This is a genomic window from Hyphomonas sp. (assembly GCF_013823385.1).
Taxonomy (GTDB): domain Bacteria; phylum Pseudomonadota; class Alphaproteobacteria; order Caulobacterales; family Hyphomonadaceae; genus Hyphomonas.
The window spans coordinates 1-13586 of record NZ_PNMA01000050.1 but is presented as its reverse complement, the minus strand read 5'-3'; the positions used below and the strand labels follow the sequence as shown (position 1 = coordinate 13586).

Below are 13586 nucleotides of genomic sequence, written 5' to 3'. Positions count from 1 at the left end.
GTTGGGGCAGGCAAGTCCGATGCCCGTGCTTAGAGTGAGGAAGGTCCAGCGACGGAAACGGGTATTGCGGTAATCAATCCGCGGATGAGAGCGTGATCAATCGTCGTCGATCAGGAGCCCGCGGCACTCCGGCCATGCCAAATTCACCGCTAGCCCAAAGGCCAGCGGACGCGTAAACTCGCCTTGTAACGCAGATGGCAGTCATGAGAGCGTGCAGATACGTCACTCTCGTGTAGTCACCCCGGAAAGCATCGTCGATCGAGGAGCAAGCCGAACGGATCGTTCGCCAGCTTGGAGGGAGATGGCACGGCGACTATGCCATGTGTCGATGCCCAGCGCATGCCGACAGCACGGCGAGCCTGTCGATCCGTGTCGGCGAGCGCGCCGTGCTGTTCCATTGCTTCGCTGGCTGCACCGCCGACGCGATCATGGCGGCGCTGCGCTCGGGCAAGATCCTCGCGCCCGCTGACCACGACCCGGGCCAGCGCCACGAGAGCAAGACCGACCTCAACAAGCTCGCCGTCGCAATCTGGCGCCACGCCGAGCCCTTCGCCGGCACCCTCGCCGATCGCTATCTGCGCGAGGGCCGACTCATCATTCCCGACGGCATCAACGCGCGCTTCGATCCGCGCTGCCAGTGCGGCGCCGGCGCGTCCAAGGCGTTCGCCCCGGCGCTGATCGTGCCAATCGAGGAAGACGCCGGCGTGGTCGCCATCCACCGGACCTTCCTGACGCCCGATGGGCGCTGGAAGGCCGATATGGAGGAACCCAAGCGGATGCTGGGGAATCCCGGCGTCGGCGCCGTCCGCTGGGGCGGAACCCCGCTGGACGGCATCCTGCGCCTCGCAGAGGGCGTCGAGGACGCGGCAAGCGTGATGAACCTGCTCGGGCCAGGCCGCTTCGTGTGGCCCGTCCTGGGGATCGAGCGGTATCAGGCGATCGCCATCCCCGAGAGCGTCCACACCGTCGTCATCTACAGCCAGCATGGGGCCGAGGCGGCGCGCGCTATCGAGCGCGCCACCCCGCACCTGACGGCCAATGGCCGCCAGCTCGCCGTCAAGCCGCCGCCCCATGCTGGCGATTGGAACGACCTCTTGCGCGAGATCCGTTCGCTGTGAAGCTGTTCCCCGGAGCGACGCCGTTCCAGCGATGGACGATGGGAATCTCGTTCCTTATCGTTGCGGGCTACGCGATCACGCAGAACAGGGAATCGTTGGTTCAAGCGTCGAAGACGCGCCTGACGTCCGTTCAGCCAAGGATTATCGATGGCGATACGGTCGACTTTCCCAATGGCCGGGTACGAATCGTCGGAATCGATGCGCCCGATGATGATTTGCCGCAGCTCAAGGCGATTTCCTCGGAAGCGTTGAGGGCACTGGCGACGCGAGACGGTGGAATGGACTGTTCGGTGTCGATGTTCGACTATGCACTTCGGCGCGAGAATCAGTGTCGCACAGACCCCGAGAGTTACGGGCGTCTCAATCTGGCATGTCGTTTTCCCGCGAATAACGCCAGTGTCGGGGCAACTATGGTCGCTCAGGGATATGCAGTCGATTACCGCGTGTTTTCGGGCGGAGCCTATGTCGATTTGATGAGACAGGCAGCAGCGCGACGGGCAGGACTTTGGGCTGTGGACTATGAAGGGATGCGTCAACTTGCCGTTCGGCGTGCAGAGGTGCCACAGGGATGCAGCGTAGGCACGATCAAGAAGTAGGCGGGGCCTGCCTTCGGCCCGCGCTCTACTCCGCGCCGCTGTCGCGGCGCTCCGCGGAACCCCGTAGCCGGGTTTCCGCCCATGCGGGTGACGATCAGGCTAGGCCACAACGGACCGCCCGTGCGGGCGGGCGCCTTGAAAATGATGGCAGTTTTTGCCATCATAGTATCTAGGTGATTTATGGCTTCGATGAACGTGTCTCTCCCCGATCCCATGCGCGATTACGTGCAGCGCCGCATCGACAGCGGCCATTATGCCAGCGTCAGCGACTATGTGCGCGATCTTATTCGCCGCGACCAGGGCGAGACGCAGGACGTCGAACGCTGGCTGCACGAGCTGGACGCCTCGATCGAGCAGGGGCTTGCCGATGCCGAAGCGGGGCGCGTCCATGACCTCGACGAGGCGTGTGACACGATCATCGCGCGTATCCGGAACCGGGCAGCCGCGCAGCCGCAATGAGAGTTGTCCTCACGCCGGGGGCGTTGGCGGACCTAGATCACATCGCCGAGCATATCGAGAAGGACAATCCCGAACGGGCGATCAGCTTCGTCGGCGAGCTGCGCGAGGCGGCCCGCCGCCTTGCCGACCTGCCCCGAGGATACCCGCTGGTGCCGCGCTACGAGCGCCACGGCATCCGGCGCCGGTCCTATCGGCGCTACGGCATCCTGTATCGACTGGACCCCGATCGCATCCTCGTTCTGCGCTTTCTCGGCCCCGGCCAGGATCACGATCGCGCCCTGCAACTGATCTGACGTCCGCCGATGCTTGAGCGCGGTTCACCGACCGCGATCCTGATCGGCCGCCCTATCCGTAATTTCCCCTACCTCTTGCCCAACCGTCTTCCCGGCCTGGTTCTTTACGAGCTGGGGCCAGCGCTGATCCTCGCCGTCGCGATCGGCAGCGCCATCGCCCTCACACAGCCCAGCGGCGCGCGCCCCGGCATCCCGGCGCGGCTCGCGCTTTTCACGCTCGCCGCGCTGGTCGCCGTCGTCGTCGCGCTCGGAATCGAGTTCACCCCGGTCCTGCAAGGCCAATGGTTCTGACGGGGCGCGGAGGGTGTGCCACGTGGCACACCCCCCAAGAACCTGTTGCTGGAGTTGGCCGCGTGGCTTGCAGGTCGCTCTGCAACCGCTTTGCGGTGAACATGGCACATCCGACGCCAGCATCATTCGGCAGGGCTTAATAGGGATTGCTTATCGTCGTTATCACTCCGCCTGCACTTCTTCACGCTGCCCTTCGTGCCTAGAGCAAGACGAGTCGATCGTCTTTTTTCTAGAAGGATTAGGAGTCGTGCTGAAGACAGCGGTCGCCATTCGGCACGTGCATTACGAAGACCTGGGCTACTTTGAAGAGGTGCTCGCCGCAGCGGGCTACAAGGTCCACTATTATGATGCCGGAATCGATGAACTTTGGACGCTCGATCCGATCCGCACATCGCTTGTCGTGATCTTGGGCGGCCCGATGGGCGTGTACGAGGCCGATCAATACCCGTTCATCAACGAGGAGATTCACCTGATCCAAGCCCGCATCGAGGCCGGTCGGCCGCTTCTGGGTATATGTTTGGGTGCCCAGCTCATCGCGCACGCGCTTGGTGCCCAAGTATATCCGGGTCCGGTTCAGGAAATCGGCTTGGGTACAGTGGAATTGAGCGATGCGGGCAGGCTGTCTCCCTTGAAAGCGATCAGGCCCGGCGACCAGTTGCTCCACTGGCATGGCGATACCTTCGACCTCCCGACAGGGGCGATCCTCCTTGCGTCGACAACTGCCTACGCCAATCAGGCCTTCTCCTTCGGCCGTAACGTGCTGGCGCTGCAATTTCATCTCGAAGCGGGCGAGAACATTGGTGAATGGCTGGCGGATAGCGCCGCTACGCTGCGCCGAGAGGGTATTGACGCTGACAATCTGCAGCGCCGGGTGACAGCCGAGGCGCCGGCGCTGAAACGAGCAGCGACGGAGGTGCTTACATCGTGGCTGACGCAGCTGACGGCATAAGCCTCCAGCCTCAAAAGCGGCTCGGCGCGACATCATATCCGAGTTGCTGGAAGGTGGACAGCATACATGTCGGACGTGCATGCCCACTCGGTCCGCGCGGGGTGCCGAGCGGCATTCGCAAAGACCTTGTGGAAGGCCCGGTCCCGCTCACTCGGACCGGCTTTGCCGGCGATGAGCAAGGGGATCGGCAGCATCACGGCGGCCCCGACAAGGCAGTACACCATTATCCGCGCGACCATTACGCTGCTTGGATTGGACAGATTGGCGATAGCCCTCTTCTCCAAAGCTCCGGAGCATTTGGCGAGAATATATCGACGATGGGGCTCACCGAAGCGGACATCGCAATCGGTGATCGCTTCGCCTTGGGAAGCGCGATTGTCGAAGTCTCGCAGGGCCGACAGCCCTGCTTCAGGCTCAATCTGCGGTTCGAGCTGCCCGATATTGCGTTGGAGATGCAGCGCAGCGGGCGGACAGGATGGTATTACCGTGTCGTCCAACAAGGCACCGTCAGGCCTGGCGACATGTTACAGCTGATCGATCGCCTAACGCCCAGCTGGACGATCGCTCGGCTTCACAGGATTCTGTATCTGGACCCCCTCAATCGGGAGGAGTTGCGCGCGATGACCGCTTTGGCGCACCTTCCGCAGCGGTGGCGATCGATCGCCGAACACCGTCTCCAGAAGGGCGCCATTGAAGATTGGTCTAGGCGCTTGGAAGGATCGTGATGGCCGGCCTCGACGCAGGGATGCTCACATGCGCAGCGGCGAGGGCATCATTTCCTGCGATCCAGATGCATCCTCGATATCGGGCCGCCTATCGGAATCGAAGAGCCGGTCGAGGATGGCGGGTGGCGCGCGTGACAGCAGGTCCCGTGCAACTTCTCGCGCCAAGTTGAAGCCGAGCGCGCCTCGCATCGCGCCGTGGACGCGGATAGTTCCGTCCTCGCTGAGCAATTCAGCCCTCAGCATTAACCCGTCCGCATCCACGGTCGCCAAGGCTCCAACGGGCGAGCGGCACCCGGCACCCAAAAAGGCCAATAGCTCACGTTCCACAAACACGCACATGCTGGTCGCTTGGTGGTCAATGGCGGCCACAAGACTGCGCGCCGGACTGTCACTCAACGTCTCGATCCCGATCGCACCTTGCCCCGCCGGCGGAAGCATGATTTCGGTCGGGATCGTTATTCCCAACGCTCGTTGGTCGAGACGATCAAGACCTGCGGCGGCCAATATGGTGGCATCCACATCGCCGCGATCAACCTTGCCCAGTCGGGTCGCTATGTTGCCGCGGATCGGGAGTATGTGAAGGTCGGGCCGCCAGTGGCGCAGCTGCGCTGCACGTCGCGGAGACGACGTGCCGACAACTGAGGCGTTCGGCAAGGCGGCGATCGACGGCGCGCCGATCAACCGATCACGGACATCGGCGCGGGGCAGCATGGCCGCAACCACTATCTGTCGCGATCGGGTCGTTTCGACATCCTTCATCGAGTGAACGCAGGCTTCCACCCGACCGTCGAGCAAAGCCCGATCCAGTTCGCGCGTCCACAGGGCCTTGCCCCCAAGATCGGCGAGCGAGCGATCGTTCACCCGATCTCCGCTCGTCTGTACAGTCACGATCTCCACGTTCTCCAAATCGTGCGCAGCCTGCAAGGCAGTGGCGACCATCTGCGCCTGTGCGATCGCGAGTGGTGAGCCACGTGTACCCAACCGGAACCTGCCACCGGTTACTCCGGTCTCCTGGGTCATGGCGCCTGATTCAGGGTCTGGGCGACAGATTGGCGATGAGCGAAGGCCTGCCAAGCTATGGCCTGATCCCCCGCCTCCGCCTCTACATACTCCGCGCAATTGAGACGGAGATGACGATCGCCGAAAGGCGCGTCGACGTAGGCGCAGTGATGCGGATTGACGCCATCATCATGGGCGTAGGGCCTGAAAAACCGACAGCTGACGCACATCCGCTGTAGAGGAACGTCGCCTGACGCCTGGAGCGACCGTATCACCTTTACCAAGGCACGCAGCAGCCCCGCCTGTTCAGCCGGGTCAAGCGTTTCCACGGCATCGGCTAGGAACTCGGGCCATTCACGCGTTCGATCGGCCGCAGCCTCCCCTTCGAGTGAGAGCGCAAGACTGATAGACCGCCGATCAGCTCCCGCCTGTTTGACGACCAGCCCTTTCGTCACGAGCGCATTTATCGCGTCGCTGGCAGTAGGCGCCGAAATCCCCAGCGTCTTCGCCACTTCGGATAGCTTCAGGCCGTCCGGCGCATCCCGCAACATGCCTAAGGCATTGCCTTGGGTTGGTGTCACACCCGCAGAGCCGGCGCCTTTCCAAGCTCGACTTCGCAGAACCAGCCCGATCTTGGTCAGACCAGCGGTGACCCGCCGCGAGATCGGCTCGGAAATAGAGTCAAAAATCGCTGACAAGCGTTAGCACTCCTAACATTCTCTTGACTGACTGAGACTGCATAGTTAGCACTCCTAACATTCGCTGTCGAATCGATATCGCTCGACGACACACAGGAGGACAGAAATGACGAGAGTTTCGAGGGCAGTAACGTGGCTGACCGGCGCAGGAGCGCTTCTCGCTATCGCTGCCGGCGCTGGCGCCCACGACATCAAGGCGAACTCCGGCAATGCCCAATCGCCTAGCTTCGACATTGTCCATACGAAGATCGAGCGCTCTGGCACCGACCTCGTTTTCACGATGGCGGTAAGCGGCAAAGCAGGAAAATCAAAGCCTGCGAAAACCGGACAACTCGCTGGCTCGCAAATCTACTCCTACGTCTGGCCGACGAGCATCAATTCGAGCGTAATCGGGTTCGACGCCGATCAGGGCATCGTCGCGTTCGCCGTCACCTCCCACCCCGACTTCGATGACACCCCTCTCTATGACGAGAATGGTGACGGCGATCCCAAGAACGACGGCGACCTGTGGCACAGCCATTGGGTGGTGCTGGTTCCCGACGATGCCTGCGGCCCTGGCAAGCTCAAGATCAGGGACATTCCGGAAGGCACCAAACCCCGCCTGCCCGCCACATGGCCGGGTCTGCCGATCCTGATCGATAGCCCCAAGATCGCTCCGCAGATTTCCGGGAAGACCGTGTCGGTGAAGGTGCCTGCCGCCTCGCTCGGCGACACCGCTGGCGTGAAGTTTGACGGTGTGACCTCCGGCCTCAGGATCAACGCCTCGGTGCATGCGCCGCTCGCCTGCGTGGCCGACGTCTTCGATGTCGCCAGCGGCGACCTCAGTCTTCCCGGCCGCATCATGAAGTAGCCGGGCCGTCTCGGCCTGTGCGGTCATCGCCCCCCGATCGCACAGGCCGAGCATGACGATATTTTCGATGTTTCCCCACGCTCATCCCAAAGGAGATCGAACATGAGCAGAGTACCCCTCGTCGACCCGAAGGCAGACACCGCCAGCAAGCCGCTGCTGGACCAGATCACCGCCGCGTTCGGCGCCACGCCGGCCATGTTCCGCGCCGTTGCCAATTCGCCTGCCGCCCTCGAAATGATGTGGGCCGGCTTCGGTGCGCTCGGCCACGGCACGCTCGGCGCGAAGCTTGGCGAGCAGATCGCCGTGCTTGTCGCGGATCGCAACGCTTGCGAATATTGCCTGGCCGCGCACACAATGCTCGGCAAGAAGGCGGGCGTTTCCGCCGAAGACATGAGCGAGGCTCAGGCGGGGCGTTCCTCCGACCCACGCACGGCTGCGGCGCTGTCATTCGCCGAAAAGCTTGTCACCAATCGTGCCCAGGTCGACGACGCGGATGTCGAAGCCCTTCGCAATGCTGGCTTCGATGACGAGCAGATCGTCGAGCTGGTCGCTCATGTCGCGCTCAACCTGTTCACCAACTACATCAACGTCGCGCTGGCGGTGCCGGTGGACTTCCCCACCGTTCGCCTTCTGAAGGCCGCCTGACCTACCTCCGGGGGCGACCGGACACCGGTCGCTCCCGCCTCACTTCAAGGACAACACGATGGTGGCCCTCCGTATGGCTCCCGAATGGGATATCACGACCTGGCTCAACACAGACGTGCCGATCTCCCTCGCCTCGCTGCGCGGGCGACCCATCGTAGCTGCCGGCTTTCAGATGCTATGCCCAGGCTGCGTTGCAGAGACCATACCGCAGCTGAATCGTATCCACCGGCTTTTCCCCGCTGACCAGCTTGCCGTCATCGGCCTGCACAGCGTGTTCGAGCATCACGAAGCGATGCGTGAGCCCAGCTTGCGCGCTTTTCTCCACGAATATGGGGTCCGCTTTCCCGTCGGTATCGACCGCCACGTCACTGGCGACCCGATCCCGACCACGATGCGAACCTATGGCTTTCAAGGCACCCCGACCCTGCTGCTGATCGACGCCGACGGCCGCCTGCGTCGACAGCATTTCGGCCATATCCCCGACTTGCAGCTTGGCGCCGAGATCATGGCGTTGATGCGCGACGCCGCGCTCAAATCGGTCTCCGCAGCCGACGTGCCGGACGATCACGGCCCGCGCTGCGAGATCGGCGCGACTTCCTGCTGACTATTGGGCTGGCCTGACGCGTGCCCGTGTGGCGCCGACAGGTTCAGCGAAACCGACTCTGCAACAGCGAAGCGAACGCCGCCGCTGCCGGGGATCGCGCTGCCGTAGGCTGCTGCAGAAGCTGAATGCTTCGGATCGGCGGGGCCGGGTCGAGCGTACGGAATATGACGCCGCTTGGCGCTGGGCTGTCATCGAGCGGTGATCCCGGCATTACCGAAACGCACACGCCGGTCTCGACTAGCTTCAAAATGGAGCCGAACGTATCGAGTTCGATGATCCTTTGCGGCTCGACCTCATGGACCTCGAAAAAGCGGTCGAGCGCACGTCTGGTGCCGTAATCGGCCGTCAGAAGGGCTAAGGCCTCTCCCGCCAATGACCCGAGGGGGACAACGGGTTGCGAGGCGAAGGGATGCTGCCGCGAACAGGCGAGCATCAGCCGGTCTTGGTAGAGTTCCTGGGCCGCGACCGACACTTCGATAGGTCCGAACGCCACGCCGAGATCGAGCGCCCCTTCCGCCACACCGGCGATGATAGCGCTGTTCGCCCATTCCAGCACCGTTACGTCAATCGCGGGATGCTGACGGATGAAGGCTGAGAGCACCGCCGTTACATGCAGCGCATTGAAACTCTGGGTGACCGCCAGTCGCAGCTTGCCACGCTCGAGACCGCGGAACGCCGCGACTGCTTCTTGAAGGCGGCCTGTTCCATCCAGGATGCGCCTCGCATGATCGACAACAAGCTGACCGCCTTGCGTAACCACCACACGGTGCGGAGTCCGCGCGAAGAGCTGTATGCCGAGACCTTCCTCAAGCTGCCTGATCTGCTGTGACAGGGCTGGCTGCGACACGTTCAGCTCGCGCGCAGCGGCGGTGAAGCTGAGCCTGTCCGCGACGGCAACCAAATACTTCAGAGTCCTCAATTCCATGACGATAAGTCTGCCTTATTGTCGTTATAGGATCAAGGTATTGGCCTTATCTCCGTAATTACATGACAGTCTCACCATAGGGATGGCCGAAGGCGCTTCATCGGCCGCCGCTCATGGAGATTTTATGCAGCACACGCCCATTCATGGCATTATCGCTTACCCTGTCACGCCGTTCCTTGCGGATGACGCGGGGATTGACGAGACGGCGTTCCGGCAGGTCCTGAGCGCCCTGCTCTCGACAGATCCTGCCGCGATCGCGATCCTCGGCAGTGCTGGCGAAAGCGCCTATCTGCGCGAGGAGGAGTGGCAGCGCGCCGTTGAAATGGGCGTCAAAGTGGTTGGCGGCGAAGTGCCGCTGATCGTTGGTATCGGCGAGCTGACCACCGCCGCCGCTGTCGCCAAGGCGCGGTTCGCCGAGCGGGCCGGCGCCGACCGCCTGATGGTGATTCCGGTCTCCTACTGGAAACTTACCGACGCTGAGATTTTCGCGCATTTCGAGGCGATCGCCGCAGCGACCAGCTTGCCGATCATGGTCTACAACAACCCTGCGACGAGCGGCGTCGACATGTCGCCCGCTCTCTTGGTGCGGATGGTTCAGGAGATTGCCGGCGTCGACCTCATCAAGGAAAGCAGCGGCGATATCCATCGCATGCACGCAATCCACGAGTTGTCGGACGGGACGATCCCCTTCTACAACGGCGCGAACCATCTGGCGCTCGAGGCGCTCGCCGCTGGCGCGCATGGCTGGTGCACAGCGGCGCCGAACCTGCTGGGATCAGCTCCTGCCGAGCTTATCGCCCATGTCGACGCGGGAGAGTTGGAGCAGGCGCGCACGCTTTTCTACAAGCTCCTGCCCTTGCTCCGTTTCATCGTCCACGGCGGCCTCCCAACGACCGTGAAAGCCGGCCTGCGGTTGCAGGGGCTTGAGGCGGGTGATCCGCGCCGTCCATTGCAGCCCCTCACCGGCGAGCGGTTAGAAGAGCTGCGGCGTCTGCTGGCAGCGTACTAACGTGGCGCGGCGTCTCTCCTGCCAAAGCCAGGCCGCTGCGGCGATCCGCTTGCTCGGTGCCGCACTGCGATCCGATTTGGAACGCACCCAGCTGATTGATGCTGCGCCTCGCAATTGAACCAGTGCGACCCGAAAAACCTGGTTGTTCAATACTGATTACAGGAGATCGCCATGTCCAAACTCACTACTGCATTCGGCGCCCCCGTCGCGGACGACGACAACACCATGACGGCCGGACCTCGAGGGCCGGCGCTGCTTCAGGACGTCTGGTTTCTGGAAAAGCTGGCCCACTTCGACCGGGAGGTGATCCCCGAGCGACGCATGCATGCCAAAGGATCGGGCGCGTTCGGCACTTTCACAGTCACGCATGACATCACGCGTTTTACCAAAGCGAAGATCTTCGCCGAAATCGGCAAGACCACCGACATGTTCGTGCGGTTCTCCACTGTCGCCGGCGAACGCGGCGCCGCGGACGCCGAGCGTGACATTCGCGGCTTCGCGATGAAGTTCTACACCGAAGAGGGCAATTGGGACCTGGTGGGCAACAACACACCGGTGTTCTTCATCCGCGATCCTCTAAAATTCCCGGACCTCAACCACGCGGTGAAGCGCGATCCTTACACCGGCATGCGCAGCGCCGAGAATAATTGGGACTACTGGACGCTTCTGCCCGAGGCACTGCATCAAGTCACGATCGTGATGAGCGAGCGCGGCATCCCCCGCTCCTACCGACACATGCACGGCTTCGGCAGCCACACCTTCAGCTTCATCAACGCCGCAGGGGAGCGCTTCTGGGTCAAATTCCACCTACGCACGCAGCAAGGCATCGAGAACCTTACCGATGCCGAGGCCCAGCAGGTTATAGGCGGTGACCGGGAGAGCCACCATCGCGACCTGCTTAACAGCATCGACGCTGGTGCCTTTCCGCGCTGGACCATGTTCGTCCAGATCATGACCGAAGACGAGGCCGACGCCTGCACGTTCAACCCGTTCGATCTCACCAAGGTGTGGCCCAAGGGCGACTTCCCGCTGATCCAGGTCGGCGAGTTCGAGCTCAACCGCAATCCCGAGAACTTTTTCCAGGATGTCGAGCAGGCGGCCTTCTCGCCGGCCAACGTCGTGCCGGGGATCGGCTTCTCGCCGGATCGAATGTTGCAGGGCCGCCTGTTCTCCTATGGCGACACCCAGCGCTACCGGCTTGGCGTCAACCATGCCCAAATCCCGGTCAACGCGCCGCGCTGCCCGATGCACAGCTATCATCGCGACGGCGCCATGCGGGTCGACGGCAACGGCGGGCGCAGCACACATTATGCACCGAACAGCCGAGGCGCGTTGCAGCCGCAACCCGACTTCAGCGAGCCCCCGCTGCGCAACCAAGGGGCAACCGCGCGGTGGGATCACCGCGAGGACGAAGACTATTTTTCGCAGCCCGGAGCCTTGTTCCGGTTGATGACGCCGCAGCAAAGGCAATTGCTGTTCGACAACACCGCACGCGCAATCAACGGCGCCTCGCGACCGATCATCGAGCGACACATCGCCAACTGCGCTGCCGCCGATCCCGCCTATGGCGAGGGTGTGGCGGAGGCCGTGGCCCGGCTGCACCACGATAAGCGCGAACCCAACCCGGTGACCGATCAAGCGGCATAGCGCGTCGCTGCCGTCCGCGAGGCACCGCACCGACCTCGCGGCTTAACCCTGCATGTCGAGGAGTTTCGACCGATGACCACAATGACCGCAACCAAGAATGAGCTTGTCCAGCTCGCCGAAGCCCGGATGAAAACCGCGCTTACGACGAACAGCTGGACCGATCGCCAGAAGCTCGCGCTCACCTGCCGCATCCTGTTCGAGGGCGGTCATGATTCCGGCCTGGCGGGGCAAATCACGTGTCGCGCCGAGCAGGCCGGCACCTATTACACGCAGCGCCTCGGCCTAGGCTTCGACGAAATCAGCGCGGAGAACCTGTTGCTGGTCGACGAGGATCTCAACGTTCTCGATGGTCCGGGCATGGCCAATCCGGCCAACCGCTTCCACAGCTGGGTGTACCGAGCCCGGCCCGACGTGAACTGCATCATCCATACGCACCCCCTCCACATCGCGGCGCTATCGATGCTCGAAGTCCCGCTCGAAGTCTCCCACATGGATCTCTGCCCGCTCTACGGCGACGTCGCCTTCCTGAAGGACTGGCCGGGTGTTCCTGTCGGCAATGAGGAAGGCGAGATCATCTCGGCAGCCATTGGTGACAAGAAGGCCATTCTCCTGTCACACCACGGCCAACTCATTGCCGGCGCGACGATTGAGGAAGCTTGCGTGCTTGCGATCCTAATCGAGCGCGCGGCGAAGATGCAGCTGCTCGCGATGGCAGCGGGCGAGGTCAAGCCGATTCCGGAAGCGTTGGCGCGCGAGGCTCACGATTGGATTTCCAAACCCAAGCGGCACAGCGCAGCCTTCGATTACTATTCGCGCCGCATCCTCAACCAGCACAACGACTGCCTGCTCTGACAGACAGTCACAGGCGCGAGCCATCCCGAATGATTAAAACCCTCCGGGACGGCTCGTGGCGGCCATCGTTTCCATTGCATGCTCCACCGCCTCGATAATGCTGGCATCTACTCGCCGGATGGGGGGCGGAGGATCCCCAAGAGGCAGTTTCAGCCGATCGGCGATAACATACAGCAGCCGGAAGCTGCCATGCTCACGGAACAGCTTCCAAAGCGGCTCGAAGGCTCGGTCGAGTTCATCGGCCGCTGCTTTGTCGTTCGATATGGCAGCCCGCGTCAGCTGCAGCGCAGGTATCGGCAACAGACCACCTATGACGCTGAACCACGCGTCAGCTCCGGCGAGCAGCGACGCCGACGCCACCCAGTCGCCGCTGTAGCCGATCCTGAATGTATCGGAGAGGCGAGGCCGCAGGCGATCCAGCTCGACCGCGTAAGCGTCATCGCTGAGCGGCGGCATCTTGATCGCTACGATGTTCGGGATCGTTGCGAGATCGACGATCAAGTCATGCGAGAAGACGAAGTTGGTCGACCCCGGATTGTTGTAGATGCAGAGCGGCAGATCGGTTTCGATCGCGATGGTTCGGTAATGGTCGCCAACTTCCGCCGGGGTCAGGGGCAGGTACGACGTGGGCTGCAAGAGCAGGCCGGCCGCGCCGGCCTGCTCGGCGTCACGCGCGAGATGTCGTGACCAGCTGGTGCGCAACGCGCCTATGCCGACGATGATCGGGACACGTCCGGCAGCCGCCTCAACAGCCGCCTGTGTCGCGCGCTGCCGTTGTCTCCCATCGAGATAGGCGAAACCTCCTGTGCTGCCCAACAGCCCGATTGAAGCAACCCCAGCTGCTGCAAGGCGATCTATCAACAAGCCAACAGCGTCGACGTCGACAACACCCTCGCTATCTGCCGGCGTCAGCGGAAATGCGCATA

17 protein-coding genes are annotated in these 13586 nt (G+C 62.7%); 13 read left to right on the top strand and 4 right to left on the bottom strand.

Translation table 11 applies throughout. From position 1 onward, the window contains the following. Nucleotides 1–320: 320 nt before the first annotated feature. The 7 genes from C0456_RS18425 to C0456_RS18395 all read left to right on the top strand — a co-directional run bounded on the left by C0456_RS18425 (nt 321) and on the right by C0456_RS18395 (nt 4431). A complete protein-coding gene (locus C0456_RS18425) occupies nt 321–1118 on the top strand; it encodes a toprim domain-containing protein (protein WP_291055337.1) in 798 nt (265 codons plus the stop codon). After that, nucleotides 1115–1714: a thermonuclease family protein gene (locus C0456_RS18420; protein WP_291055334.1), complete on the top strand. Its 600-nt coding sequence runs from the start codon at nt 1115–1117 to the stop codon at nt 1712–1714. The genes C0456_RS18425 and C0456_RS18420 overlap by 4 nt, the downstream gene beginning before the upstream one ends. Before the next feature lie 180 nt (nt 1715–1894). After that, nucleotides 1895–2173 (top strand): type II toxin-antitoxin system ParD family antitoxin, encoded by a 279-nt coding sequence (locus C0456_RS18415; RefSeq protein ID WP_367179314.1) that lies wholly within the window; start codon nt 1895–1897, stop codon nt 2171–2173. Beyond that, on the top strand, nt 2170–2466 hold the full coding sequence (locus tag C0456_RS18410) for a type II toxin-antitoxin system RelE/ParE family toxin (RefSeq protein ID WP_291055328.1): 297 nt from the start codon (nt 2170–2172) through the stop codon (nt 2464–2466). The genes C0456_RS18415 and C0456_RS18410 overlap by 4 nt, the downstream gene beginning before the upstream one ends. Before the next feature lie 9 nt (nt 2467–2475). After that, entirely contained in the window at nt 2476–2757 is a 282-nt protein-coding gene (locus C0456_RS18405) for a hypothetical protein (protein ID WP_291055325.1), read from the top strand. A 247-nt stretch (nt 2758–3004) separates the two neighbouring features. Continuing rightward, nucleotides 3005–3706 carry a glutamine amidotransferase gene (locus C0456_RS18400; protein WP_291055323.1) on the top strand — a complete coding sequence of 234 codons (702 nt, stop codon included), beginning with the start codon at nt 3005–3007 and terminating at the stop codon, nt 3704–3706. 53 nt (nt 3707–3759) lie between these two features. Further along, nucleotides 3760–4431, top strand: a complete 672-nt coding sequence (locus C0456_RS18395; RefSeq protein WP_367179315.1) for an MOSC domain-containing protein — start codon at nt 3760–3762, stop codon at nt 4429–4431. 24 nt (nt 4432–4455) lie between these two features. Here C0456_RS18395 and hemC read toward each other — a convergent pair whose 3' ends face one another. Next, a complete protein-coding gene (hemC, locus tag C0456_RS18390) occupies nt 4456–5451 on the bottom strand; it encodes a hydroxymethylbilane synthase (RefSeq protein WP_291055317.1) in 996 nt (331 codons plus the stop codon). Then, nucleotides 5448–6128, bottom strand: a complete 681-nt coding sequence (locus tag C0456_RS18385; RefSeq protein WP_291055314.1) for a MarR family winged helix-turn-helix transcriptional regulator — start codon at nt 6126–6128, stop codon at nt 5448–5450. Before C0456_RS18385 ends, hemC begins: the two co-directional genes overlap by 4 nt. Before the next feature lie 106 nt (nt 6129–6234). On the opposite strand from C0456_RS18385, the gene C0456_RS18380 reads away from it, so the two are divergent. From C0456_RS18380 to C0456_RS18370, 3 genes are all read left to right on the top strand, one after another. Continuing rightward, nucleotides 6235–6978: a hypothetical protein gene (locus C0456_RS18380; RefSeq protein WP_291055312.1), complete on the top strand. Its 744-nt coding sequence runs from the start codon at nt 6235–6237 to the stop codon at nt 6976–6978. A 102-nt stretch (nt 6979–7080) separates the two neighbouring features. After that, nucleotides 7081–7623, top strand: coding sequence for a carboxymuconolactone decarboxylase family protein (locus C0456_RS18375; protein ID WP_291055309.1), 543 nt, complete (start codon nt 7081–7083; stop codon nt 7621–7623). A 58-nt stretch (nt 7624–7681) separates the two neighbouring features. Next, nucleotides 7682–8227 (top strand): redoxin domain-containing protein, encoded by a 546-nt coding sequence (locus C0456_RS18370; RefSeq protein ID WP_291055306.1) that lies wholly within the window; start codon nt 7682–7684, stop codon nt 8225–8227. Nucleotides 8228–8270: 43 nt separating this feature from the next. On the opposite strand, the gene C0456_RS18365 is transcribed toward C0456_RS18370, so the two are convergent. After that, nucleotides 8271–9152: a LysR substrate-binding domain-containing protein gene (locus C0456_RS18365; RefSeq protein ID WP_291055303.1), complete on the bottom strand. Its 882-nt coding sequence runs from the start codon at nt 9150–9152 to the stop codon at nt 8271–8273. 124 nt (nt 9153–9276) lie between these two features. Here C0456_RS18365 and C0456_RS18360 point away from each other — a divergent pair, with 124 nt between their 5' ends. The 3 genes from C0456_RS18360 to C0456_RS18350 all read left to right on the top strand — a co-directional run bounded on the left by C0456_RS18360 (nt 9277) and on the right by C0456_RS18350 (nt 12660). Further along, complete coding sequence (locus C0456_RS18360; protein ID WP_291055300.1) at nt 9277–10161, top strand: dihydrodipicolinate synthase family protein; 885 nt, start codon at nt 9277–9279, stop codon at nt 10159–10161. 171 nt (nt 10162–10332) lie between these two features. Then, a complete protein-coding gene (locus tag C0456_RS18355; protein ID WP_291055298.1) occupies nt 10333–11808 on the top strand; it encodes a catalase in 1476 nt (491 codons plus the stop codon). Between the two features lie 72 nt (nt 11809–11880). Then, on the top strand, nt 11881–12660 hold the full coding sequence (locus tag C0456_RS18350; protein WP_291055295.1) for an aldolase: 780 nt from the start codon (nt 11881–11883) through the stop codon (nt 12658–12660). A gap of 33 nt (nt 12661–12693) precedes the next feature. Here the strand turns inward: C0456_RS18350 and C0456_RS18345 are convergent. Further along, nucleotides 12694–13586 (bottom strand): dihydrodipicolinate synthase family protein (locus tag C0456_RS18345; protein WP_291055292.1); only part of this gene is annotated, 893 nt, incomplete at its 5' end.

Coding starts and splice junctions, on each gene's coding strand:
- C0456_RS18375 (WP_291055309.1), top strand. CDS start 7,081: ATGAGCAGAGTACCCCTCGTCGACCCGAAGGCAGACACCGCCAGCAAG.
- C0456_RS18405 (WP_291055325.1), top strand. CDS start 2,476: ATGCTTGAGCGCGGTTCACCGACCGCGATCCTGATCGGCCGCCCTATC.
- C0456_RS18380 (WP_291055312.1), top strand. CDS start 6,235: ATGACGAGAGTTTCGAGGGCAGTAACGTGGCTGACCGGCGCAGGAGCG.
- C0456_RS18415 (WP_367179314.1), top strand. CDS start 1,895: ATGGCTTCGATGAACGTGTCTCTCCCCGATCCCATGCGCGATTACGTG.
- C0456_RS18350 (WP_291055295.1), top strand. CDS start 11,881: ATGACCACAATGACCGCAACCAAGAATGAGCTTGTCCAGCTCGCCGAA.
- C0456_RS18370 (WP_291055306.1), top strand. CDS start 7,682: ATGGTGGCCCTCCGTATGGCTCCCGAATGGGATATCACGACCTGGCTC.
- C0456_RS18360 (WP_291055300.1), top strand. CDS start 9,277: ATGCAGCACACGCCCATTCATGGCATTATCGCTTACCCTGTCACGCCG.
- C0456_RS18425 (WP_291055337.1), top strand. CDS start 321: ATGTGTCGATGCCCAGCGCATGCCGACAGCACGGCGAGCCTGTCGATC.
- C0456_RS18410 (WP_291055328.1), top strand. CDS start 2,170: ATGAGAGTTGTCCTCACGCCGGGGGCGTTGGCGGACCTAGATCACATC.
- C0456_RS18355 (WP_291055298.1), top strand. CDS start 10,333: ATGTCCAAACTCACTACTGCATTCGGCGCCCCCGTCGCGGACGACGAC.
- C0456_RS18365 (WP_291055303.1), bottom strand. CDS start 9,152: ATGGAATTGAGGACTCTGAAGTATTTGGTTGCCGTCGCGGACAGGCTC.
- hemC (WP_291055317.1), bottom strand. CDS start 5,451: ATGACCCAGGAGACCGGAGTAACCGGTGGCAGGTTCCGGTTGGGTACA.